Raw genomic sequence first — 23,982 nt, forward strand, 5'->3', positions numbered from 1 at the left:
ATTTAGCTGGTGGTGCGCGGTGTGTTTTCCTCGCCCAGCCTGCCATCAAGCGACATCAGGATCGCTACCGGGCGCAAGGCCGGAATATGGCTGAAGACGATCAGGATACAGACGGTCAGGGGGACACTCAGGAAGGCGCCAATCAGGCCCCAGATTGTGGTCCAGAACATCAGTGCGAGAATGACAAGAAAGGTCGACATGTTCAGTGACCGGCCCAGCAGTGCGGGGTCGAGGAAATTGCCGATCAGGAATTGGATGGTGCCACAGCCCAGCACGATAATCAGGAACGGGCCGATACTTTCGAACTGAACCAGTGCAATCATTGACGGAAAGATCACTGCGATGATCGATCCGATAGAGGGGATGAAGTTCAGCGCGAAAGTCAGCACGGCCCAGGTCTCGGCAAATTCCAGTCCCAGCAGCTTGAACACCGAATAGCTGATGCCGGCCGTGATCAGGCTAATCATGGTTTTCACCCCGACATATCGTTGCAGGCTGAACGTGATGGCATCAAGGATCGAGGCAAACTCGATACCCGTTTTCGGGTCACCCGCAGCCAGCTGGATCTTTTTGCGGAAGGCCAGCCGCTCGGCCATTAGGAAGGCGACATAGAGGCTAATCAGAAAGAACTGGTTCAGCAGAGATGTCGCACTGCCCAGCAGAACACGCGCAATATAGGACATGTCGATATTGATCAGGTTGTCCCGAATGAACTTGGTCACGTCGTTGCCCATCAAACCTGTGACGCGATTGACCGCGTCGTCGAACTGGTTTTCATACGTGCCGATAGTGCGTGCAAACTGGGTCGCCTGACTGCCTAGAATATACATGATCACGAACAAGCCAGCCAAAACGACCGTGACACCCGCAACATTAGCCAGCCAGACCGGCATTCGGGTCAGGGCGATAATCCGGTCGCTGAGTGCGATGATCAGGACGTTGATCAGCAGAGCCATTGTCAGCGGGATCAGAAACGCGGAACCCGCGTAAAGTCCCAAAACCACAAGTGTCGTCACAATCGACACATCCCGAACAACGGACAGCTTAAGCTTTGTCGTCGTCGCGGTATCGTCTTTGTCCGGTTTCATGCGGTGGCTCATCCCGAGAATTGCGCTTGTGGTCGATCCTGCACAGCAAGGCCGGATTATGCAATGCGCCCAAATGTTTGTCAGAGAATATTTGCGCAGTGGATGGAATTGTTGGTTCAGTGGTCGCGGTAGGCGGGTTAGGCTTTGGGGATGAATACCCGCGTGATTCCCTTCTTTGGTCGACCCGTTCAGGCCCTTTGGGTGGCCGTCACCCGTTTTGACGCCAAGAACGGATTTGTCATGAGCAGCCATGTCGCCATGTCACTGATGCTGGCGCTATTTCCCTTTGCCCTGTTTACCGTGGCGCTGGCGGGGTCGCTGTCTCAGGACTATGTCACCAACGAATTGATTGACTTGATTTTCGGTGCATGGCCAGGGGATGTGGCCGGACCGATCGTGGCTGAACTGCGCTCGGTTCTGGCCGAGTCCGGCACCGGTGTAATCACGCTGGGTGGCTTGTTGGCGGTGTTCTTTGCATCGAACGGGGTGTTGGCGGTGCGCAAAGCGATGAACCAAGCCTATCACGATTATGACAGCTGGCCCTTCTGGAAAACCCGGCTGCTCTGTCTGGGACTGGTGGTCGTAGGCGGTATCACCATTATGATCATTGCCGCGGTTGAGGTCATCTTGCCGGTCTACACGCAGCTGGTTTCGGAAAAGACGGATGTAAACGTGTCCGAATGGCTGTCGGTCGATCGTTTGCGCTGGACTTTCACGGTGGGTGTTCCCGTTGGTGTAGTGGTGCTGGCCCATCTGATCCTGCCAACCGGGCGCCACAAGCTGCGCCAGATCCTGCCGGGCGTGGTGCTGACGCTGGCCTTGTGGGCGGCCGGAGGATGGGGTTTTTCGGTTTATATCGCGCAGTTTGCCTCGTACAGCGCTACCTATGCCGGTTTGGCCGGGGCGATGGCGGCCTTGATCTTTCTATATCTCTGCGCTGCGATCCTGATCCTTGGGGCCGAATACAACGGTGCGCTGATGGACCTGCAGAACGATGCCGACGGGTTCGAAACGTGAGAGCCGCGCTTCTCTTTTGTTTGTTTTTGCCAAGCGTCGCATTTGCCCAAACGCCCGACTATGTCGGCTCGGATCAATGCGTCGAATGCCACACTGCCGAAGCCGAAGCTTGGGCGGCATCCCACCACGCGCTGGCCTGGACCGAGGTCGAGGCCGGGCATGCGACGGCGGATTTCGACGGAACCCGGTTTGATCACGACGGCATGTCGGTCGAGTTCAGCGTGACGAGCGATGGCTTACGGGCTAACGTGATCGAAAAGGATGGGGTTGCAACGGAATACGGCGTGCATTCGGTTGTTGGCATCGAGCCCTTGCAGCAATACCTGTTCGAAACCGAACCCGGCCGGTTACAGAGTTTCGATGTCGTCTGGGATACCGAGAACCAGCAGTGGTTCCACCTTTACCCCGATCAGGACCTGCCCCCGGATGACGGGTTGCACTGGACCGGCCCATACAAGAACTGGAACGCTCGCTGTGCTGAATGCCACGCTACGGGGTTCGAAAAGAACTACGACGTGCAAACCCGCAGCTATGCTTCGACGCAATCCGAAATCGGGGTCGGGTGTGAGGCCTGCCATGGCCCCGGATCAGCTCATATCGACTGGACTCAGGGTAGGACACTTGCCGCCGATCTGAGCGAATTCGGCTTCACAATGAGCTGGGGCAGGGGGCAGACCGAGGCCGAAATCCAACAATGCGCCGGATGCCATTCCCGGCGCGAGGCGCATGGCGACGGCAATCCGATACCGGGAACGCCTTACCATGATGCCTATAATTTGGCGGTGCTGCGCCCGGGCCTTTATCACCCAGATGGTCAGATTATGGACGAGGTCTACGTCTACGGCTCGTTCCTGCAGTCCAAAATGTATGCGCAGGGCGTTGGGTGCATGAACTGTCATGACCCGCATAGTGCCGAGTTGAAGGCTGATGGAAACGGCGTCTGCACGCAATGTCACTCACCGGCTGGCAACCCTGATTTCCCGACCCTGACCGCCAAAGAATACGACACGCCGGCGCATCACCATCACCCCGAAGACAGCGCAGGTGCGCAATGCAAATCCTGCCACATGATCGAGCGCGTCTATATGGGTGTCGACGGTCGGCGCGATCACAGCTTTCGCGTCCCACGCCCCGATCTGAGCTTGGGTGAAGATGCCTGCACCGATTGCCACCAAAATGAGGGCCAGGATTGGGCAGCGCAACGGATCGAGGAGTGGTTCCCGGTTTCACCCCACCGTGTACCGCATTACGGGACGGCTTTTCAGGCCGCTATAGACGGTAGCGTTGACGGCTCGGATGCCTTGCTGGAAATTGCGACTGAACCTTTGCAGCCGGGTATCGTGCGCGCCACGGCAGCCTATCTGCTGCAACCTTTCGGCTCGGCAGATGTGGCCGACGAAACGGCGTCACTATTGACTGACGTGGACCCGTTGGTGCGCGCGAATGCCGTGGCGCTGCAGCGTCAGGCCGCACTGCCAGATCAGATCCAGCGGCTTGAGCCTCTGCTGTCCGACCCGGTGCGCAATGTCCGGATCTCAGCCGCAAAAGAGTTTCTGAACATCCCCGTTCAAGCCCTGACCGCAGAACAACAAGCGGAGGTCGCAAGGGGTATGGGGGAATGGCAGAGCACGATTGCAAACCGTCTGGATTTCCCCGAAACCCACCTTGTTCTGGGCGGAATGGCGTTGACCTTCAGAAATGCTCCTGCCGCCGAACGCGCCTTTCGAGAGGTCATCACCTTGGACCCGCAACGTGCCGAGGCGTGGCCGATGCTGGTGCAGCTTTCTCAAATCAACCGCGGCATTGATGCCGCCCGAGGGGTGTTGACGGAAGGTTTGAAGGTTCTTCCAAACGATCCGGGGTTGCTACAGCTCAAGGCGCAGTTGAATCCATAAAACTGCACCGCTTGGCCCCGTTTGGGTCACGATACCGGCAAAATTGGGCATTAACCATGGGCGTCAGTATCTCTCGTTTGGCTTAAATGGTTGCCCATGTCACAGAAAACGATCCACACATCGCAGTTACAGAACCCTTTGTCCGTTGGTCAGCGGGTCGCTGATCTGCAGGCAAAAAAGCCAGAATACATCAACCACGGCGAGGCGTTGTTGCTGCAACAAACAGCCACCGCATCCCTGCGCGAGCAGTTCCTGGCAGGGGACCGGAGCTGGCTAGAAGATTAAGTCAGCCGCGGAACCCGGTGGCGACCACGAATTTCTCAGAACTGTCTGAGCGGGACGCGGGCGGTTTGACATTCGCCACTTTGTCGAACTTCTGCTTCAGCAGTTTTTGCAGATCACCCTCGGCGCCTCCGGCCAGAACCTTGGCGACAAAGGTGCCGCCTTCTTCCAGCACGTCAAAAGCGAAATACGCTGCCGTTTCGCACAGCGCCATGATCCGAAGGTGATCTGTCTGCTTGTGCCCGGATGAGGCTGCGGCCATGTCCGACATGACCACATCAGCTTTACCGCCCAGCCAGTCTTTGACCTTTTGGTCGGCATCGTCCTCCATGAAGTCCAGAATATGGGCGTCCGCACCAGCGACAGGTTCAATCTCTTGTAGGTCGACACCTAGAACTGTGCCGATCCGTTTGCCTGATCGCTCGCCCAGCGCATTTACGCGTTTGACGGCGACCTGCAGCCAGCCGCCTGGCGCACAACCGAGATCAACCACACGGGCGCCGGGGACGAGGAACCGGAACTTGTCGTCCAACTCTAGGATCTTAAAGGCCGCGCGCCCACGATAGCCCTCGGCCTGCGCACGTTTTACGTACGGGTCGTTCAACTGCCGCTCAAGCCAGCGGGTCGAGCTAAGCTTGCGCCCGCGTGCTGTTTTTACCTTGACCTTCAGGTCGCGTTGCCCGCGACCAGAGGTGTTTTTTCCACTCGGTGTCTTCGCCATCAGAACGGTCCGTCTTCCAATACCCCGTCCGCGCTCATCTGTGCATAAAGCAGACCTTCGCGCAGCCCCCGGTCCGCCACAGAAAGGCGGTCGGTGGGCCAGCAGCGGAGCAATGCCTGCAAAATGGCTGAGCCGGACATAATCAGGGCCTGCCGGTCATCGCCGATCCGCGGATCGCGCCGCCGCCCCAGTGGGCCGAGTTCTAAGTATCCTCGTATGACTTTGTCAATCTGATCGCTGGTCATGCGCAGACCGTCCACTTTGGTGCGGTCATACCGTTTCAAACCCAGATGTGACGCGGCCACCGTTGTTACGGTGCCGCTGGTACCAACGATCTGAAACCCTTCGCGCGCCTGTTCATCTTTGTAGGGGGCGAAGTCGGCGAGATTTTCTTCGAAAAACCAGCTCATCAGTGCAAATCGCGCAGAGTCATCTTCAACATCGTGGAATTGGTCGCGCAGCGTCGCGACACCCAGCGGTACACTGATCCAGTCTACCACCTTTGCTGCTGGAAAGGGACTGTCGGCCGTATGGAACCCGTTGTGCAGACGCATGATCGCAGCAGGGCGGTCACGGCGCGGCACAGAGGAAATGTCGATCCAGACTAATTCGGTCGATCCGCCACCAATATCAACCACCAGCAACTGCTCGGTCTTGGTCGAAACCAGCGGTGCGCAAGAGATGACGGCCAGGCGCGCCTCTTCCTCGGGTTGGATGATCTCAAGCGTCAGTCCGGTCTCGCGTTTGACCTGTCGGATAAAGTCGCGCGAGTTCTTCGCGCGTCGGCAAGCTTCGGTTGCGACCAACCGCATCCGTTTGACTTTGTTGCGTTTCAACTTTTGCTGACAGATCCGCAGCGCCTGAATGGTACGCGCCATTGATGACCGAGACAGCCGTCCGGTCCGTTCCAGACCCGCGCCCAACTGCACGGATTTGGAGAAGCTATCCACCACATGGAACCCGCTACCCTTGGGCTGGGCTATCAACATGCGGCAGCTATTAGTCCCCAGATCCAGCGCCGCATACAACGCATCTGGATCGGGTCTTGCCGGCGCGGGGCTTTCGACCGCCTTCGGGAACGCGCCCGCACCTTTGGGACGCTTGGGCGCCATCTTAAACGCCCTCCGATTTTCGAGTTACCCTGACCATAGGTCGGGCAATTGTTTCGTGCAAGACGCTCATTAAAGTGATGAGTATTTTGATGTGCGCGTTTGCGTTAGAATTCAGTACAAGCCCTGTATCCCGTTGTAGGCAAAAAGGTCGCTTGAAATACGCCGTGTGTCGAAATTCGACCGACCTGAGCTCGCATAGAAGTTTAGAAACTGCCCATCTGGTTAGGAGGAATCAAAGGCTATGCCTGACGTCACCATCGTATATTGGCGCGACATTCCCGCCCAAGTTATCGTCGGCAAAGGCCGTCGTGGCGCAAAGCGGCAGTTGGAGGAGCGGTTTGAACAAGCCATCGACCGTGCTGCTATGAAGGTGAACGCCAAGGACAGCGATGCCTACCTGGCTGAATGGCGCAAGGCAGAGCCTTTCGCGGTTGAGGGCGACCCGTCCGAGATTGCCGAGGCCGAAGCTGTGCGTCTGGAAACTGAATACGATCAGGATCGCATCAAGGCGCTGATCGCTAATGACGGTTGGGCATGAGCCCCAGATCTATATGGGAGGCCACTATGGCTTTGCTGAACTTCAAGAAACGTGATGCGGCCGAAAAGGCCCCGGTAAACCCGACCGTCGAAGCCTTCTTGCAGGGCTATTCGATCGAGGTAATGCCCCGCACCGCCGAGAAAGTCGAAGACTTCCGTGCGCTGCTGCCCGAAGGCACCCGCGTCTACATCGCCCATATCGAGGGCACCCCGATCGAGGACATGGTCAAGACCGCCAAGCGGATCGCGGCCGAAGGGTACCCGGTCATGCCGCACTTCCCGGCGCGGATCATCAAGGATGCTGCCACCCTGGAGAACTGGATCTCCATGTATCAGGGCGAAGCAGGTGTAGACCAGGCGCTGCTGCTGGCTGGTGGCGTTGCCAAGCCGCACGGTGATTTCGACAGCTCGATGCAGCTGCTGGAAACCGGTCTGTTCGACAAGGCGGGCTTCAAGCGTCTGCACGTTGCCGGCCACCCCGAGGGTAACAAGGACATCGACCCCGACGGTTCGACCAAAAATGTTGACGACGCGCTGCGCTGGAAGCAGAAATTCTCGGAAACCACCGATGCGGAAATGGCGCTGGCGACCCAGTTCGCGTTTGACGCCAAGCCGATCATCGCATGGGCGGACAGCCTGAAAGAAGCGGGCGTCGATCTGCCGATCCACATCGGCATCGCGGGTCCGGCCAAGCTGCAGACCCTGATCAAATTCGCCATCGCCTGTGGCGTTGGCCCGTCGCTGAAGGTTCTGCAGAAGCGCGCCATGGACGTGTCCAAGCTGCTGCTGCCTTATGAGCCGACCGATGTTCTGACCGAACTGGCCAACCACAAGGCGGCCAACCCGGACTTCAACATCACCAACGTGCATTTCTTCCCGCTTGGTGGCATCAAGACCAACGCCAACTGGGCAATCGAAAACGGCGGCGCTTCGGCAAAGCCAGTAAACTCCTAAGGAACGGACATGACCCGTACAGTCGTAGAATCAAAAACAAAAACCGCCGTTCTGGGCTTCGACGAACCGTTCTGCGTGATCGGTGAGAGGATCAACCCGACCGGCCGCAAGAAACTGGCCGCTGAACTGGAAGCAGGCGATTTCTCGACCGTCGAGAAAGACGCCATCGCACAGGTTGCTGCAGGCGCGACCGTTCTGGATATCAACGCGGGCGTTGTCTACAACTCGAACCCCAACCCGAACGAGACCGAGCCGCCGCTGATGACCAAGATCGTCGAGCTGGTGCAGGGTCTGGTCGACGTGCCGCTGTGCATCGACTCGTCGGTTCCGGGTGCTCTGGAAGCCGGTCTGGCGGCAGCTGAAGGCCGTCCGCTGCTGAACTCGGTTACCGGCGAAGAAGAGCGTCTGGAGATGGTTCTGCCGCTGGTCAAGAAGTACAACGTTCCTGTTGTTGCGATCTCGAACGACGACACCGGCATTTCGGAAGACCCCGATGTCCGTTTCGACGTGGCCAAGAAGATCGTTGAGCGCGCAGCCGACTTTGGCATCCCTGCGCATGACATCGTTGTTGACCCGCTGGTGATGCCGATCGGCGCGATGGCAACTGCTGGCCAGCAGGTGTTTGCACTGGTCCGTCGTCTGCGCGAAGAGCTGGGCGTGAACACCACTTGTGGCGCGTCCAACATCTCGTTCGGCCTGCCGAACCGTCACGGCATCAACAACGCCTTCCTGCCGATGGCAATGGGCGCTGGTATGACTTCGGCGATCATGAACCCGGTGGCTCTGCCGGTGACGCAGAAGAAGATCGCCGAAAAGAAAGAGGCCGTTGCCGCAACTGGCATCATCCTGCCCGAGGGCATGGACGACGAAGCATTCGTTCAGATGTTCGGTCTTGGATCGACCAAGCCGCGTGCCGGTAAGGAAATGGAGGCCATCCGCGCCGCCAACCTGCTGACCAATAACGACCCGCATGGCGGTGAGTGGATCAAGTTCAACAAATCGCCTGAAGAGGCCGGTGCAGCCGGCGCTGCAGGCGGTCGTCGCGGCGGTGGCCGTCGTCGCCGCGCTTGATTTTCGCAACAGTATGATCAAAGGCCGGGCCAACTGCCCGGCCTTTTTCGTTTTGACCCTGATCAATGCCGGGTATCCTCGGGCTTGCGACAATGGCACGACCCCCGCAGCAATAAATCAGGTATTTTCATGAGTAGACATTACCCACCAAAACTGGCCGATGCAGACCTGACTAAGCGCCTGAGCAAGCATGATTACTTTGAAAAACTTGTCGATCTTCAGGCGCAACTGGCGCTGATCCAGCAGGCATTTCTGTTTCACGGCGTTAAAGGCGTACTCGTATTTGAGGGCTGGGACGCGGCAGGTAAGGGCGGCACGATCCGCCGGATCAGCCAGGCGCTGGACCCGCGCAGTTTCAAGGTTTGGCCAATTGGCGCGCCGCGCAATTACTACCTGAACCGCCACTATCTGCTGCGGTTCTGGGAAAGATTGCCCCCCGAAGGCGCAATCTCGGCCTTTGACCGCAGTTGGTACGGCCGCGTTATGGTCGAGCGTCTGGAAAAGTTCACGCCCGAAAAGCGTTGGCGAGCCGCGTATCGCGAAATCAATGATTTTGAGCGGATGCTGGTCGACGACGGCACCCGGATCGTGAAGTTGTTTTTCCATATCTCGCCACAAGAACAGATGGAGCGGTTCACGGAACGCCTGCGGAACCCGATGAAACGGTGGAAACTGACCTATGAGGACTTCCGTAACCGTGAGAGGTGGGAAGAGGCAGAAGTGGCCGTTGACGAAATGCTTGCCAGGACCTCAACCGAAATTGCGCCTTGGCACGTTATTCCGGCGAACAACAAGAAATACGCCAGAATCAGTGCGATGCGCGCGATTGTTGATGCGTTTTCGAAAGATATCGATCTCAGCCCGCAACATCTGGACCGGCGAACCCTGGATGCAGCTTGCGAAGCGCTGGATGTGGACCAGTCTCTGATCGACAGCCTGCGCGCCCGGACTGAGTAATATCTCTACGCCACCGAAACGCGCTTGAAGTTGCTCGGCTGGCGGTGTTATCCAACCCCACGCGGCGGGTATGATGTAATGGTAGCCTGTCAGCTTCCCAAGCTGAACGCGCGGGTTCGATTCCCGCTACCCGCTCCAATCACGCAGCTCGTCGGGCCTGAAACAGGTTGATGACTGCAGGGATGTGGGGGGCCTCATCGGTTTGCAGCAGTTGGAACTCGTCGGTCACGTTTTTCTGAATGGCCTGCACGTCCTGCTCATCTCCTTCGAAATGCGCGATAACACGGGCAGCAGGTCCGACACGCATACACAGCTTTGCTGTGCCCTCAACACCGTTGACGCCTTGTAGGTTCATAGAGACTGCCTCGGCCTTCACATCGGACAATCCAGCCTGAGCCATCATTCCTCTGACATGGTCAATATCGTGGAACGCGAGGGGGCCGGGTGCGTAGCGGTCGACGCGAGGAGGCTGTCCCAAGCGTTTGACGGCGGCAACGTGGGGAATGCGGAACCATGGGTTCACGTCCAGAGGTCCCCATGCTGCAAAAGTCATCTGAGCGCCAGGCTTTAACGCCTTGGCAATATTGGCAAAAGCGGCAACGGAATCGCTGAAGAACATGACCCCGAACCGCGAGATCGCCACATCCATAAGGCTGGGCTCAAAGGCAAAGGTCTGCACGTCAGCGTATTGGAACTGAATGTTTTTCAACCCGTTCTCCGCAGCGCGTGAAGCCGCGCGATCCAGAAAGGGTTGTGAGATATCTGCAGCCAGAACTTGTCCGTCCGGCCCAACACTCCGAGCCGCGGCAAGGGTGCTGACACCCGTGCCGCAACCGATATCCAGAACTTTCATTCCCTCAGACAGGCCAGCCCGACTGAGAACAAGATTTAGAACAGGGGCGAGGGCATGGTCCAGCTGGTCTTCATAAGTCAACCATTTGGTGCCGTTCTCAGACTGGCCCCAGTACTCTGCCTGTTCTTCGTTTGCTGACATCATAGTGCCTCCGTTGTCGGGGCGACTATGACCTCCTGCGGCGACGGCGGCCAGACTTTTCCTCATCTCCACCTGTGTTGAACGACGGCGCGGGCAGGGTGACCACCTGCGCCAGTTCCGGGAACGGATCGGTTTTGTGCGGGATCGCGTTGGCGGCGACAAAATGGTCTTGGAATTTAGGCTCGATGGCGGTTTCGACCTTGGTGATCTCGCGCACGACGCGTTCGATCTCGGTCCGGGCGCCGATGTTGCACAGCGCGATCCGCGCGCCGGTACCTGCGGCGTTGCCCGCGCTTGAGACCTTATCCAAAGGCGCGTCCGGAATCATGCCCAGCACCATCGCGTGTTTGGTCGAGATATGGGCGCCAAACGCCCCGGCCAGAACCACACGATCGACCTTGTCGACCTCCATCACGTCCATCAGCAGACGCGCCCCAGCGTAAAGCGCGGATTTGGCCAGCTGGATGGCGCGGATGTCGCCTTGGGTTACTGTGATGCGCGGGCCACCTTCGGCGCTGGCATCGTGGATCAGATAGGCATGGGTGCGGCCCTCGGGTACGCAACGCTCTGTACCTGTTTGCGCGGCCGAGCCGATAAGGCCGCTTTCGTCCAGCAGGCCAGCGATGCGCATTTCAGCCACGGCCTCAATGATGCCTGAGCCGCAGATGCCGGTTATGCCGGTGGTGGCGATATCCTGATCGAACCCTTCTTCGTCGGACCATTTCTCGGATCCGATCACGCGGAAACGGGGTTCTTTGGTTGCGGGATCAATCTCGATCCGTTCAATCGCTCCGGGCGCGGCGCGCTGGCCGGAACTGATCTGAGCACCCTCGAAGGCCGGGCCTGTCGGCGAAGAACATGCCAGAACGCGGGTAGTGTTACCCAGTAGGATTTCTGCATTGGTGCCTACGTCCACGATCAGGACGAGGTCCTCGGATTTGCCGGGTTCTTCCGACAGTGCAACGGCGGCACAGTCCGCCCCCACGTGGCCCGCGATGCACGGCAGGATATAGATCTGCGCGCGCGGGTTCATCTTGGTCAGGTCCATCTCACGCGCGGGCAGCGACACGCTTTCCGATGTCGCCAGCGCAAACGGCGCCTGGCCCAGCTCGACCGGGTCCAGGCCCAGCAACAGGTGGTGCATGACCGGGTTGCAGACGAACACTGTCTCGACGATCAGTTCAGGATCAATGCCGGCTTCTTCGGCGATGGAAACGGTCAGATCATTGATCGCTTCGCGCACGGCCTTGGTCATCTCTTGATCGCCGCCGGGGTTCATCATCGCGTAAGAGACCCGGCTCATCAGGTCTTCGCCAAAGCGGATTTGCGGGTTCATCAGGCCCGAGGACGCCTTGACCTCACCTGTTTCCAGATCCGTTAGGTGCGCCGCGACGGTGGTCGAGCCGAGGTCGATGGCCAGACCATACAGACCACGTTCATGCAGACCGGGCCAGATTTCCACGATGCGACCAACGGTGTCTTTGTGACCCTTGTGCACGGCCACGGTGACCTCCCACTTGCCCTTGCGCAGAACGGGCTGCAGCTTTGCCATCAACGACAGGTCGGCTGTGACGGCCTCAATCTCCCACTGGGCGCGCAGAGCGCGTTCCAGACGCTCCAGATCGCCAGTGGGCGAGTGCATGTCGGGCTCTTCCACCACAACGAAATACAGGCGCGTCGCCGGGTCCATGGTGATGGCGCGCGCAGCTGCGGCCTTGCGGACGACCTGTCGGTGCACCTGGCTTTCTGGCGGTACGTCGATCACGATGTCGCCCTGAACGGTGGCCTGACACCCCAGGCGGCGGCCCGGTTTCAACCCACGCTTGTCGTCGTAACGCTGCTCGACCGCGTTCCATTCGCTAAGTGCATCCTCGGACACTGTTACGCCGTGCTTGGGAAACTCGCCAAAGCTGGGCGTGATCTGGCATTTCGAGCAAATACCGCGCCCGCCGCAAACCGAATCCAGATCGACACCCAGTTGCCGGGCAGCAGTCAGAACTGGGGTGCCAACGGGGAAATGCCCGCGTTTGCCCGAGGGAGTAAAGACAACAAGGGGTTCGGTGGTCATGTCTGGCCTGCCTTTTGTATTCGCGCGTATGCCGGGCAAGATATGAGTTTAAGCGGAAAGGGAAAGGGCATTCAGCGGCACGTTTTGTACGGCTTGCGTCGTTTTTTCTCTTGAGATCGGTCCGCAGACCAAAACTAGTTGAGCTCTGGGGCTTTTCCTTCGCCTAAATCCATGTAATAGGGTCACCGCCAAACGGGCTTTTGCATGGGGTTAGCAGATGCAGATTCGTGAGGCACTTACCTTTGACGATGTTCTCTTGGTTCCGGCGTCCTCGTCGGTGCTGCCGGCGACGGCGGATACAAGCACGCGCGTGACGCGGGCGATCACCATGAACATTCCACTGCTGAGCTCAGCCATGGATACGGTGACCGAGGCGCGCATGGCCATTGCAATGGCTCAGGCCGGTGGCATCGGCGTCATCCACAAGAACCTGACTGTCGAAGAGCAGTCACGCGAAGTTCGCCGGGTGAAACGGTTCGAATCGGGCATCGTCTACAACCCGGTCACGCTGCGGGCGGATCAGACGCTGGCGGACGCCAAGGCTTTGGTCGAACGCTATAACTTCACGGGTTTCCCCGTGGTCGACGAAGAGGGCCGCGTGGTCGGCATCGTCACCAACCGGGACATGCGCTTTGCTACCTCGGACGATCAACCGATCCGGGCGATGATGACCACTGACAATCTGGCCATGTTGCAGGAACCTGCCGATCTGGAAGAGGCTAAGAGCCTTATGAAGGCGCGCCGGATCGAAAAGCTTCTGGTGGTAGATGGCGCAGGCAAGCTGACCGGTCTGTTGACGCTAAAAGACACAGAACAGGCCGTTTTGAACCCGACCGCCTGTAAGGACCCGCTGGGTCGTCTGCGGGTGGCTGCGGCAACCTCGGTTGGGGATGCCGGGTTTGAGCGTTCGGAACAGTTGGTGGATTCCGGAGCCGATATCATTGTCGTTGATACCGCGCACGGTCACTCTCAGGGCGTTCTGGACGCAGTGAAGCGGGTTAAAACACTGTCGAATGAAGTACAAATCATCGCGGGTAACGTTGCAACAGGCGATGCCACCAAGGCGCTGATCGATGCCGGTGCTGATGCCATCAAAGTAGGTATCGGGCCGGGCTCGATCTGTACCACGCGTATGGTTGCAGGGGTCGGCGTACCTCAGCTGACCGCGATCATGGATTGCGCCTCGGCAGCCGGGGATGTGCCTGTGATCGCAGACGGTGGCATCAAATTCTCGGGCGATTTCGCCAAGGCGATTGCGGCGGGCGCGTCCTGCGCGATGGTTGGTTCGATGATCGCAGGTACTGATGAGAGCCCGGGTGAGGTGATCCTGTATCAAGGTCGTTCCTTCAAGTCCTATCGCGGCATGGGCAGCCTCGGCGCAATGGCGCGCGGCTCGGCAGATCGCTATTTCCAGAAGGACGCAGCGAACGACAAGCTGGTGCCCGAAGGGATCGAGGGTCAGGTGCCTTACAAAGGCTCAGCCAGCGCCGTGGTGCATCAACTGGTCGGCGGCCTGCGCGCCGCGATGGGCTACACCGGTTGCGCAACGGTTGAAGACATGCGCAAAAACTGCAACTTCGTCAAAATCACCGGCGCGGGTCTGAAAGAAAGCCACGTGCATGATGTTCAAATCACACGCGAAAGCCCGAACTACCGGGTGATGTAACCCCGGATTTCAAGGTTCACGGCGCCCGCAACAGGGCGCCGTTTTGCATTTGTGGCGTTGGCAATCGTCACATCACCAGCATCGGAAGACAGTATGACACCGGCCGCGCGCATTCAGGCTTCGATAGAAATCCTAGATGAGATTCTCTCTGGTACTCCTGTCGAGAAATCCCTGACCAATTGGGCGCGACGCAGCCGGTTTGCCGGGTCCAAGGATCGCGCTGCTGTTCGGGATCACGTGTTCACTGCGTTGCGCTGCAAGCGATCCTATGCGGCGTTAGGCGGGGCTGAAACCGGGCGTGGATTGATGATCGGTGCTGTGCGTGCGTCTGGGGCGCCATTGGAAGATGTATTTTCTGGTGTTCGCCACGCGCCAGAGGTGTTGACCGGCAAAGAGGTTGGTCGCGATTTTGTTTCCGAAGCTGAGCAATGTGACATTCCCGATTGGCTCTGGCCTCGGTTCGAATCCTCGTTGGGGGACCAGGCGGTTCCGGTTGCGCAAGCCCTGCAAAGCCGGGCACCTGTCCATCTTCGGGTCAACCTTATCAAGGCGGACGTGCCCGAAGCAATCGCTGCGATGGCCGCCGATGGGATCATCGCCGCGGCGCATCCGGCCTGCGACACGGCATTGGAAGTCACCGAAGGCGCGCGCAAGATTGCGCAAAGCCAGGCTTATGCGGATGGGTTGGTCGAGCTTCAGGACGCGGCCAGTCAGTCGGTTGTTGCGGCTTTGAACCTGCGCCCGGGGATGCGCGTGCTGGACTATTGCGCAGGCGGAGGTGGTAAGTCTCTGGCGCTGGCCGTGCAAAAAGGGGTTTCGGTTTTTGCCCATGATGTGAACGCTGGCCGGATGCGAGACCTTCCTGCGCGCGCAGAACGGGCTGGTGCGCGGGTCGAGATATTGACAACCGAGGACCTTGCGTATCACGCCCCCTTCGATGTCATTCTTGCGGACGCGCCGTGTTCCGGCAGCGGTTCTTGGCGGCGTGCCCCCGCGGGAAAATGGGCGCTGACCGAAAGTCGTCTTGAGGAGCTGACCGGTATCCAATCCTCCATTCTGGAGCAGCTGGCGCCGATGATCGCGCCCGGTGGTGTGCTCGCCTATGCGACCTGTTCAATGCTGGACGACGAAAACGGGGGCGTGGTCGACGGCTTCCTGCGTTCACACCCGGATTGGTCCGAGGAATTTCGGAAAACGTGGCTTGTCTCCCACGGCACGGACGGTTTCTTCACGTCACACTTGACGCGATAGCGCATCAGATCATAGCAACCTAAAGGAGAGTGCCCGATTATCTTTTAAGCGGGTATTAACCTTACTTGGGCTGACTGCATGAAGGCCCACTGATTTGAGTTGTATATGACTGATACCACGGAAGCTTTCTCCGATCCGTCCCTTCAAAACGCCCCGTCCGGTTTGCGACTTGTCCCTTTGGTCGTAGTTGGCGCGCTGCTTAGCCTATCACCGTTAGTAGGGCTTGTGCCCCAGTTGTGGCACACCGGTTTTGTCGTGGCGGGCGTTTCGCTGTTGGCGGCAAGTCTTTTGGTGGTGCTGCGGGGCAAAACCGTGGACCATCTAGCTCAGCAATCGGTAAAGACCATGGCAGTCTTTGCGGACCAGGATCTGTTCCCCTGTATGATCGCGAATGCTCAGGGTGACATTCTGGCCGCCAACCCAGAGGCGCTAAACCGGTTTCGGGCTTTTCCAGGCGAACGGTTGGAGCAATGCTTGAGATCCAAGTTTGCAAACCCAGCAGCTATTCTGTTGCGCCTTCAGTCGAAGGCTGAAATTTACGGCAGAGCGCGCGAAGATATCGTGACCGTCGGATCGACCGTCCCGGTTTCGGTATTTGATGTCGGCGACGGCCGGTTTTGCTGGCGCTTTCATCTGGATGCCCCGGGTTATTGGGACGAGGTGTCGGTTCCGGTTTTGACCGTCGGCCGCAACGGCACACTGTTGCGCATCAATGTCGCGGCAGCACACTTGCTGGGGCACAGGCCGAATACGTTGCGGCAGGTTCTGTCTTCAGACCCGGGCGCAAAGGGTGACATCGTGCAGGTACACACGGCGAACGGAAGCGTCTCTGCCACCGTGTGCGAGCTAAGTCGATCCGGCATTGTGCGAGATTTGCTCGTTTTGCCGACAGAGGCCACAGCGAATATCAGTAGCGGCGCATCTTTTGCCGATCTGCCAGTTCCTATAGTGCGTCTTGCGCCTGACGGCAGGATTCTCGAGGCCAACCGACTGGCCGTGAAACTGATCGGGGAGATCAAGCCCGGAAAAACCAACGCCGATCAGATCATGCACGGGCTTGGCTATCCGATTTTGGACTGGCTGGCGCGCGTAGCGGCTCAGGAACCGACGACGCGATCCGAATTCCTACGTCTGTCCCGGCAGGACAAAGAAGTGTTTGTTCAAATTACGCTAAATCGTGTTGTGAATGACGGGCAGGTGCAATTGATTGCCGTGGTGAACGATGCCACCGAGCTGAAGACGCTTGAGGCGCAATTCGTACAGGGACAAAAGATGCAGGCGGTCGGGCAACTGGCTGGCGGCGTTGCCCATGATTTCAACAACTTGTTGACGGCTATATCTGGGCATTGCGATCTGTTGCTGCTGCGACATGACCAGAATGATCCGAACTATGGAGATCTCGTGCAGATTAACCAGAATGCCAACAGGGCAGCTGCTCTGGTTAGTCAGCTGTTGGCGTTCTCGAGGAAGCAGACTCTGCAGCCCGAGGTGCTGGATCTGCGGGATACGATCTCGGATCTTATCCATTTGCTGAACCGGTTGGTGGGTGAAAAAGTTCGCCTGGTTCTCAGTCACGATCCGGTTCTGAAACCCGTTCGGGCCGATAAACGGCAATTGGAGCAGGTGTTGATGAACCTGGTCGTGAACGCCCGCGATGCCATGCCGGATGGCGGGGAGGTGCGGATCGAGACAGAGGTTGTGGTGCTGAACGAACCCTTCACGCGGGATCGGGCCACGGTTCAGCCCGGTGAATATGTCACCGTCAAGGTGATCGATAGCGGCGTCGGAATCCCTGCGGACAAGCTGCAGAAAGTATTCGAACCTTTTTACACCACCAAACGGACAGGAGAGGGCACTGGGCTTGGGTTATCGACGGTTTATGGGATCGTGAAACAGACCGGCGGCTTTATTTTTGTCGACAGTCTTCAGGGGCACGGGACGGAATTCATCGTCTATCTGCCGGTGTCTGTCGCCTCTCCAGAAGCGCTAACCGACGCGATACCCGCCGCCGACACGCAAATTGCCCGTCAAGGCGAAGGCGTTGTTCTACTAGTCGAAGACGAGGCTCCAGTACGCGCCTTTGCAACACGTGCGCTGCGCTTGAAGGGCTATACTGTGCTCGAGGCCGAGTCGGCGGAAGAGGCCTTGCGTTTGCTTGAGGACGGCGCGCTGAATGTCGACGTCTTTGTGACCGATGTGGTTATGCCCGGCATGGACGGGCCGACCTGGGTGCGCAAGGCGATGGAGACCCGTCCGGATACAAGGGTGATCTTTATGTCCGGTTACACCGAGGGTGCCTTTGGTGACTCTGGCCCAGAGATCGACAATTCAACTTTCCTGCCCAAGCCGTTCTCGTTGAACCAACTGACCGAGGCAGTGTTTCAGCAGATCAACTAAAGCGCCGCGTCGTGACAAGCGAACTCGGCCGCGTGCCGCTTGCGGAATTTGCGTTCCGTCTCAGGTGAAAGAAGCAGTTCCCGCTGGGGTGAGACGTTTTCCCGCTTCAGCTCGATCTGCATGTTTAACCGGTCTTGCAGGAACTCCAGAATCTTGTCCTGATTTTCATACTTAAAGACGTGGCTTGCGCCGAAGCCAGTGCTGCGCGTGCGGAAGAACTGGCTCTGGCTGCCGACATCGGCAAATTCGGAGCGGGGGCTTTGCATGTAGGCTTGAACAAAGTCGTCAAAGCTCAGGTCGCGAGTCGAGTGTGGATGCCCGATCCGGTCATCCCGGCTGCGGAACTTGTACCAACTGCCCAGCCAATCAATGGGCTCGCGCACGACCGCCATGATTTCCATCTCGGTGTCGTACATTTTCCGAAAAATGTTCTGAAAAAATCGGTCATAGCGCCGCACGGGAGCGTGTTTCAGATCGGGTGGGCCGGTCACCACAAAGTCGGCGCGGTCCCGCAGGGCTGTGTGATATGCCGTGCTGCCTGTTTTGGGAACGGCCAGAAACGCAAGGCGTTCCTTATAAAAAACAAGCATTTAATCGCCCTTTGCCAATCTTTGTTACCGTCGCAGATTGGCGTAAACGACTCTTTAACACAATTGCTGAACAGTAAGTCTTGTAAGTTTTAGTTGAAATGTTCTCTCTTTGGTCCCATAAGGAACAAGAGGCGAACAAAGCAGCGATTGCCGCCCGTTCAAGGGTGTGACAAAAGGGAAGGCGACAGGACAATGGCGGATCTTCTGACGATGAGCGACAAGAAAAACGCAGACAAGCAAAAGGCGCTCGACAGCGCGTTGGCGCAGATTGAACGGCAGTTCGGCAAAGGCTCGATCATGAAGCTGGGCGAGGACGCCAAGCAGGACATCGATGCAAGCTCGACCGGCTCTCTGGGTCTGGATATCGCGCTGGGGATCGGCGGTCTGCCGATGGGCCGGATTGTTGAGATTTACGGGCCTGAAAGCTCGGGTAAGACGACGCTGACACTGCACTGTATTGCAGAGCAACAGAAGCGCGGTGGTGTCTGTGCCTTCGTGGACGCGGAACACGCTCTGGACCCGCAATATGCCCGCAAGCTGGGTGTCGATCTGGATGAACTGCTTATCTCGCAGCCTGACACTGGCGAGCAAGCGCTTGAGATCACCGACACGCTGGTGCGCTCGGGTGCGGTGAACATGGTCGTAGTCGACTCGGTGGCGGCGCTGACGCCGAAATCCGAGTTGGAAGGCGACATGGGTGACAGCAACGTTGGTGTGCAAGCCCGCCTGATGAGCCAGGCGATGCGTAAACTGACCGGCTCGATCAGCCGTTCGAACTGCATGGTGATCTTCATCAACCAGATTCGGATGAAGATCGGCGTGATGTTCGGCAGCCCAGAAACCACGACTGGTGGTAACGCGTTGAAATTCTACAGCTCGGTCCGGCTTGACATCCGTCGGATCGGCGCGATCAAGGACCGCGATGAAGTGGTTGGCAACCAGACCCGCGTCAAGGTCGTCAAGAACAAGGTGGCGCCGCCATTTAAGCAGGTGGAATTCGACATCATGTATGGTGAAGGCATCAGCAAAATGGGTGAATTGCTGGATCTGGGCGTCAAGGCCGGTGTGGTCGAGAAGTCGGGCTCGTGGTTCAGCTATGGCGACGAGCGGATTGGGCAGGGGCGCGAGAACGCCAAACAATACCTGCGCGACAACAGCCGCGCCGCGCTGGAAATCGAAGACAAAATTCGCGCGGCCCATGGGTTGGAGTTCGACATGCCTCCCGGCGCCGCCGAGGACGACGATATACTCGAAGCGTAAAGTCTTCGGAAAATTTGAGTGCAAGGCGGTCCACTGGGCCGCCTTGCTTCGTTCAGCGTCCTCAATGCTGTGGACTATCCGTAGGGACGGGGATAAACCCGTTTCAACACAATATGATTGCGCGCTGAGAGAAGCTTATGCCCACGCTGAACGACATCCGATCGACCTTTCTGAACTACTTTGCCAAACAGGGGCATGAGGTGGTGGCGTCCAGCCCTCTGGTCCCGCGCAATGACCCGACGCTGATGTTCGTGAACTCGGGCATGGTGCAGTTCAAGAACCTCTTTACCGGGGTGGAAACCCGTGATTATCAACGTGCAACAACAGCGCAGAAATGTGTCCGCGCCGGAGGTAAACACAACGATCTGGACAATGTGGGCTACACCGCGCGGCACCATACGTTCTTTGAGATGTTGGGGAATTTCTCGTTCGGCGACTACTTCAAGCCCGAAGCTATCCCGTTTGCGTGGGAACTGATCACCAAGGAATTCGGCATCGACAAGAACCGCTTGCTGACCACAGTGTACCACACTGATGACGAGGCGTTCGAGATTTGGAAAAAGGTCGGCGTGCCCGAAGACCGGATCATCCGCATCGCAACCAATGACAATTTCTGGCAGATGGGCCCGACTGGCCCCTGCGGCCCATGCACCGAGATTTTTTATGATCATGGCGATCACATCTGGGGCGGCCCTCCGGGTTCGGCCGAGGAAGATGGCGACCGGTTTATCGAGATCTGGAACATCGTTTTCATGCAGAACGAGCAGTTCGAGGACGGTTCGATGGTCGAACTCGACATGCAGTCGATCGACACCGGCATGGGGCTGGAGCGGATTGGTGCCCTGCTGCAGGGCAGCCATGACAACTATGACACGGATCTGTTCAAGATACTGATCGAGGCATCGGCGGACGCGACCGGTGTCGATCCTTATGGCGATCAGAACGTGCATCACCGGGTTATCGCGGACCATCTGCGTTCGACTTCGTTCCTGATTGCGGATGGCGTGATGCCCAGCAATGACGGGCGCGGATATGTTCTACGTCGGATCATGCGTCGCGCGATGCGCCACGCGCATCTTCTTGGGGCAAAAGACCCGGTCATGCACCGTTTGGTGCCGTCTTTGGTCCAACTGATGGGCGCGCAGTATTCGGAATTGGGTCAGGCGCAGGCGCTGATCGAAGAAACCCTTCTGTTGGAAGAAACCCGCTTCAAGCAAACGCTGGACCGCGGCCTTAAGCTTTTGGACGATGAAGTCGCCGGATTGCCGGACGGGGCGGCGCTGCCCGGTGATGCTGCGTTCAAACTGTATGACACCTATGGGTTCCCGCTTGATCTGACTCAGGATGCGCTGCGCGAAAAGGGCCGGGCCGTGGATACCGACGGCTTCGATGCTGCCATGGCGGAACAGAAGGCTAAGGCACGTGCTGCCTGGGCCGGGTCGGGCGAAGCGGCGGATCAGGCCGTTTGGTTCGATGTTCTGGACAGTGCCGGGGCCACGGATTTCCTTGGCTACGATACCGAGAAAGCGGAAGGCCAAGTGGCCGCGCTGGTCGTTGATGGTGCTCTGGTCGACAAGATCGAACAGGGCGGCACCGGGTGGGTCGTCGTGAATCAGACGCCTTTCTACGGAGAAGCTGGTGGTCAGGTTGGTGATACTGGCGAAATTCGACGCCTTGAGAACCTGCAAGATGTGGCCAAAGTCGAAGACACGCGCAAATTTGCCGAAGGTAAGGTGTATGCGCACCGTGTTACGGTCAGCCAGGGTACCTTGTCTAAGGGCGACTCGGTTGAGCTTGCGGTCGATCATGCGCGCCGCACCGCGATCCGTGCCAACCACTCGGCCACGCACCTGCTGCACGAGGCGCTGCGTGAAACCCTTGGTGATCATGTTGCGCAGCGCGGATCGCTGAACGCGTCGGACCGGCTGCGGTTCGACTTCAGCCACTCCAAAGCGCTGAGCCCGGAAGAAATCCGGAAAGTCGAACGCGAAGTGAACGACTTCATCCGCCAGAACTCGGCCGTTGAAACCCGTATCATGACGCCGGACGATGCACGAGAACTGGGCGCTCAGGCGCTGTTCGGTGAGAAATATGGTGACGAGGTTCGCGTCGTCTCGATGGGCAAAGCCCCAACGGGCAAAGGCCATGACGGCGAAACATGGTCGATCGAACTTTGCGGCGGTACACATGTGCGCCAGACCGGGGATATCGGCACTTTTGTCGTGCTGGGTGACAGCGCCAGCAGCGCTGGTGTGCGCCGGATCGAAGCGTTGACAGGCGATGAGGCATTCCGCCATCTTTCTGAGCAAGATCAACGTCTTGGTCAAATTGCATCGGAGTTGAAGGCGCAACCTGACGACGTTGTCGGCCGCGTCAAATCTTTGCTTGATGAACGCAAGGCCTTGCAAAACGAGGTCGCCCAGCTGCGTCGCGATCTGGCGATGGCAGGTGGATCGGGGCAGGGCGGTTCCGAGGCCCGCGATGTGAATGGAGTACCCTTCCTTGCACAGGCACTGAGCGGTGTTTCAGGCAAGGACCTGCCCGCGTTGATAGACGAACACAAAAGCCGGATGGGCTCGGGTGCCGTTCTGCTGATCGCAGATGCGGGTGGCAAGGCAGCGGTTGCAGCAGGTGTGACGTCAGACCTGACTGATAAGGTCTCGGCCGTTGATCTGGTACGGGCAGCAGTGGTCGAACTGGGCGGCAAAGGTGGCGGAGGACGCCCCGACATGGCGCAGGGCGGTGGCCGAGACGCCTCGAATTCTGACGCGGCGATCAAAGCCGCCGAGCAAGTTTTGGGAGGATAACATGCCTGCACTCTGGATTGCCCATGTCACTGTGACCGACACTGAGGCCTATGGAAAATATGCCGAGTTGGCGGGCCCGGCCATTGCCAAACACGGGGGCGAGTTCATCGCCCGCGCAGCCCGCTATGTGCAACTTGAAGGGAAAGAGCGGCCCCGTAACGTAGTGGCCCGTTTCCCCTCGGTTGAGGCTGCGGTGGAGTGCTACGAATCCCCCGAATATCAGGCTGCGTTGGACCACGCCCGCGGTGCCAGCGAGCGTGAATTGGTCGTTGTCGAGATCACGGACTAAAATCGATCTGGCAAAGTTATGCCAGATTCCGGCTGATTGAGCGGATTCCAGCCAATGTATAAAAAAGGCGGCCTAATGGGTCGCCTTAACTGTTTTTTTCCGGACTGTGGGTAAGTTTTTCAAACGCTTATCGCGGATGCCGGGTGAGTAATTTACGTTGGGTCACCCTTAGATTGTGGCCAACTTCTCTCATTTCTTGCCTGAAATGGTCAAAATGCGGAACGAATTTCCGCCTCTTTTTCCTTGCAACCTCGCTGCAGATTGCGCAAACGGCACCGTCCACTGATAGTTAGCAAAACAATCTACGGTCCCGTTTTTTCGCAATGATGTGAATAAATGTGGATCGAGGAACAGGCATGAAACCTTTGAGAACTGAGTTCAGAGCCGTTTTTGCGCGGTCGACCTCAACTATAGGTCGACTGGTCGTAGTTGCCGCGTTGGCTTTTAGCGCTTTGGGTGCGGGGTCCGCTGCGGATGCAAGCGAAGGCAGTTTCCTAAAGATCGTTGCTGCATCGCCGCCGCCTACTGGCGCGCGCCAGTTGTGCCGCCAGTACAACTGGGCCTGCTCGGGCAAGGCCTCTGTGTCGATGTCGAGCCGTCAGGAAATGCAAATAATCCAGCGGGTCAATCGCCAGGTTAATGCAACTACGCGCTCGGTAACGGATCTGTCGCAATACCGGACCGCTGAAAGATGGGCTTTGCCCACGTCTCGGGGTGGGGATTGTGAAGATTTTGCCCTGTTGAAGAAACGAGACCTGATCCGCGCTGGGGTCGATCCAAGCAAACTGCTGATCGCAACGGTTTTGGATGCGCAGCGCAATTCACATGCGGTGCTCGTGTATCGTTCGGCCGCTGGTGATCTGGTTTTGGACAACCTGACCAATCAGATTAAACCATGGTCGGCCACGCAATATTTGTTCCTGCGGATGCAGAACCCGCGGAAACCCAGTGGTTGGGTCGGGGTTTACAGCCAGAGCTGATCGATCCTTCGGTTTGTTGAGTTGTTTGAAAGGGCGACGCAAGGGT

Annotated in this window: 20 protein-coding genes and 1 tRNA gene; 15 read left to right on the forward strand and 6 right to left on the reverse strand. The window is 58.1% G+C overall.

The window, feature by feature from the left end:
- Window positions 1-2: 2 nt before the first annotated feature.
- A complete protein-coding gene (locus tag ACXAGD_RS07135; protein WP_475209286.1) occupies window positions 3-1,088 on the reverse strand; it encodes an AI-2E family transporter in 1,086 nt (361 codons plus the stop codon).
- Between the two features lie 150 nt (window positions 1,089-1,238).
- Between ACXAGD_RS07135 and ACXAGD_RS07140 the strand changes: the two genes are divergently transcribed.
- From ACXAGD_RS07140 to ACXAGD_RS07150, 3 genes are all read left to right on the forward strand, one after another.
- Entirely contained in the window at window positions 1,239-2,105 is an 867-nt protein-coding gene (locus ACXAGD_RS07140) for a YihY/virulence factor BrkB family protein (protein ID WP_475209287.1), read from the forward strand.
- A 26-nt stretch (window positions 2,106-2,131) separates the two neighbouring features.
- Entirely contained in the window at window positions 2,132-4,000 is a 1,869-nt protein-coding gene (locus tag ACXAGD_RS07145) for a multiheme c-type cytochrome (protein ID WP_475209288.1), read from the forward strand.
- A gap of 96 nt (window positions 4,001-4,096) precedes the next feature.
- The gene (locus ACXAGD_RS07150; RefSeq protein ID WP_475209289.1) at window positions 4,097-4,285 is read left to right on the forward strand and encodes a hypothetical protein; all 189 of its coding nucleotides are present in this window, start codon (window positions 4,097-4,099) and stop codon (window positions 4,283-4,285) included.
- Between the two features lies 1 nt (window position 4,286).
- Here the strand turns inward: ACXAGD_RS07150 and ACXAGD_RS07155 are convergent, their stop codons facing one another.
- Both ACXAGD_RS07155 and ACXAGD_RS07160 read right to left on the reverse strand, forming a co-directional pair.
- A complete protein-coding gene (locus ACXAGD_RS07155) occupies window positions 4,287-5,003 on the reverse strand; it encodes an RlmE family RNA methyltransferase (RefSeq protein WP_475209290.1) in 717 nt (238 codons plus the stop codon).
- Window positions 5,003-6,115 carry a Ppx/GppA phosphatase family protein gene (locus tag ACXAGD_RS07160; protein WP_475209291.1) on the reverse strand — a complete coding sequence of 371 codons (1,113 nt, stop codon included), beginning with the start codon at window positions 6,113-6,115 and terminating at the stop codon, window positions 5,003-5,005. Before ACXAGD_RS07160 ends, ACXAGD_RS07155 begins: the two co-directional genes overlap by 1 nt.
- A gap of 241 nt (window positions 6,116-6,356) precedes the next feature.
- Between ACXAGD_RS07160 and ACXAGD_RS07165 the strand changes: the two genes are divergently transcribed.
- From ACXAGD_RS07165 to ACXAGD_RS07185, 5 genes are all read left to right on the forward strand, one after another.
- The gene (locus ACXAGD_RS07165; RefSeq protein ID WP_170324990.1) at window positions 6,357-6,653 is read left to right on the forward strand and encodes a virulence factor; all 297 of its coding nucleotides are present in this window, start codon (window positions 6,357-6,359) and stop codon (window positions 6,651-6,653) included.
- A gap of 26 nt (window positions 6,654-6,679) precedes the next feature.
- Complete coding sequence (locus ACXAGD_RS07170; protein ID WP_170324989.1) at window positions 6,680-7,606, forward strand: methylenetetrahydrofolate reductase; 927 nt, start codon at window positions 6,680-6,682, stop codon at window positions 7,604-7,606.
- A 9-nt stretch (window positions 7,607-7,615) separates the two neighbouring features.
- On the forward strand, window positions 7,616-8,677 hold the full coding sequence (locus ACXAGD_RS07175) for a methyltetrahydrofolate cobalamin methyltransferase (protein ID WP_475209292.1): 1,062 nt from the start codon (window positions 7,616-7,618) through the stop codon (window positions 8,675-8,677).
- Between the two features lie 129 nt (window positions 8,678-8,806).
- Window positions 8,807-9,634, forward strand: coding sequence for a polyphosphate kinase 2 family protein (locus tag ACXAGD_RS07180; RefSeq protein WP_475209293.1), 828 nt, complete (start codon window positions 8,807-8,809; stop codon window positions 9,632-9,634).
- Window positions 9,635-9,698: 64 nt separating this feature from the next.
- Window positions 9,699-9,772: transfer RNA gene (locus tag ACXAGD_RS07185), tRNA-Gly, on the forward strand.
- A 1-nt stretch (window position 9,773) separates the two neighbouring features.
- Here ACXAGD_RS07185 and ACXAGD_RS07190 read toward each other — a convergent pair.
- Window positions 9,774-10,628 carry a class I SAM-dependent methyltransferase gene (locus ACXAGD_RS07190; protein ID WP_475209294.1) on the reverse strand — a complete coding sequence of 285 codons (855 nt, stop codon included), beginning with the start codon at window positions 10,626-10,628 and terminating at the stop codon, window positions 9,774-9,776.
- Between the two features lie 25 nt (window positions 10,629-10,653).
- On the reverse strand, window positions 10,654-12,696 hold the full coding sequence (locus ACXAGD_RS07195; protein ID WP_475209295.1) for an ASKHA domain-containing protein: 2,043 nt from the start codon (window positions 12,694-12,696) through the stop codon (window positions 10,654-10,656).
- Between the two features lie 217 nt (window positions 12,697-12,913).
- Here ACXAGD_RS07195 and guaB point away from each other — a divergent pair, with 217 nt between their 5' ends.
- The 3 genes from guaB to ACXAGD_RS07210 all read left to right on the forward strand — a co-directional run bounded on the left by guaB (window position 12,914) and on the right by ACXAGD_RS07210 (window position 18,010).
- On the forward strand, window positions 12,914-14,362 hold the full coding sequence (guaB, locus tag ACXAGD_RS07200) for an IMP dehydrogenase (protein WP_475209296.1): 1,449 nt from the start codon (window positions 12,914-12,916) through the stop codon (window positions 14,360-14,362).
- Between the two features lie 93 nt (window positions 14,363-14,455).
- Window positions 14,456-15,613 carry an RsmB/NOP family class I SAM-dependent RNA methyltransferase gene (locus tag ACXAGD_RS07205; RefSeq protein ID WP_475209297.1) on the forward strand — a complete coding sequence of 386 codons (1,158 nt, stop codon included), beginning with the start codon at window positions 14,456-14,458 and terminating at the stop codon, window positions 15,611-15,613.
- A gap of 105 nt (window positions 15,614-15,718) precedes the next feature.
- Window positions 15,719-18,010, forward strand: a complete 2,292-nt coding sequence (locus ACXAGD_RS07210) for a hybrid sensor histidine kinase/response regulator (protein WP_475209298.1) — start codon at window positions 15,719-15,721, stop codon at window positions 18,008-18,010.
- Here the strand turns inward: ACXAGD_RS07210 and ACXAGD_RS07215 are convergent.
- Entirely contained in the window at window positions 18,007-18,600 is a 594-nt protein-coding gene (locus tag ACXAGD_RS07215) for a sulfotransferase family 2 domain-containing protein (RefSeq protein ID WP_475209300.1), read from the reverse strand. The two genes, ACXAGD_RS07210 and ACXAGD_RS07215, sit on opposite strands and share 4 nt — an antisense overlap.
- A gap of 192 nt (window positions 18,601-18,792) precedes the next feature.
- Between ACXAGD_RS07215 and recA the strand changes: the two genes are divergently transcribed.
- From recA to ACXAGD_RS07235, 4 genes are all read left to right on the forward strand, one after another.
- Entirely contained in the window at window positions 18,793-19,860 is a 1,068-nt protein-coding gene (gene recA / locus ACXAGD_RS07220; protein WP_170324960.1) for a recombinase RecA, read from the forward strand.
- Between the two features lie 137 nt (window positions 19,861-19,997).
- The gene (gene alaS, locus ACXAGD_RS07225; protein WP_475209301.1) at window positions 19,998-22,667 is read left to right on the forward strand and encodes an alanine--tRNA ligase; all 2,670 of its coding nucleotides are present in this window, start codon (window positions 19,998-20,000) and stop codon (window positions 22,665-22,667) included.
- Window position 22,668: 1 nt separating this feature from the next.
- Complete coding sequence (locus ACXAGD_RS07230) at window positions 22,669-22,956, forward strand: DUF1330 domain-containing protein (RefSeq protein WP_475209302.1); 288 nt, start codon at window positions 22,669-22,671, stop codon at window positions 22,954-22,956.
- Window positions 22,957-23,312: 356 nt separating this feature from the next.
- Window positions 23,313-23,936: a transglutaminase-like cysteine peptidase gene (locus ACXAGD_RS07235; protein ID WP_475209303.1), complete on the forward strand. Its 624-nt coding sequence runs from the start codon at window positions 23,313-23,315 to the stop codon at window positions 23,934-23,936.
- Window positions 23,937-23,982: the final 46 nt, after the last annotated feature.

Source organism: Ruegeria sp. ABF4_144 (assembly GCF_056160045.1).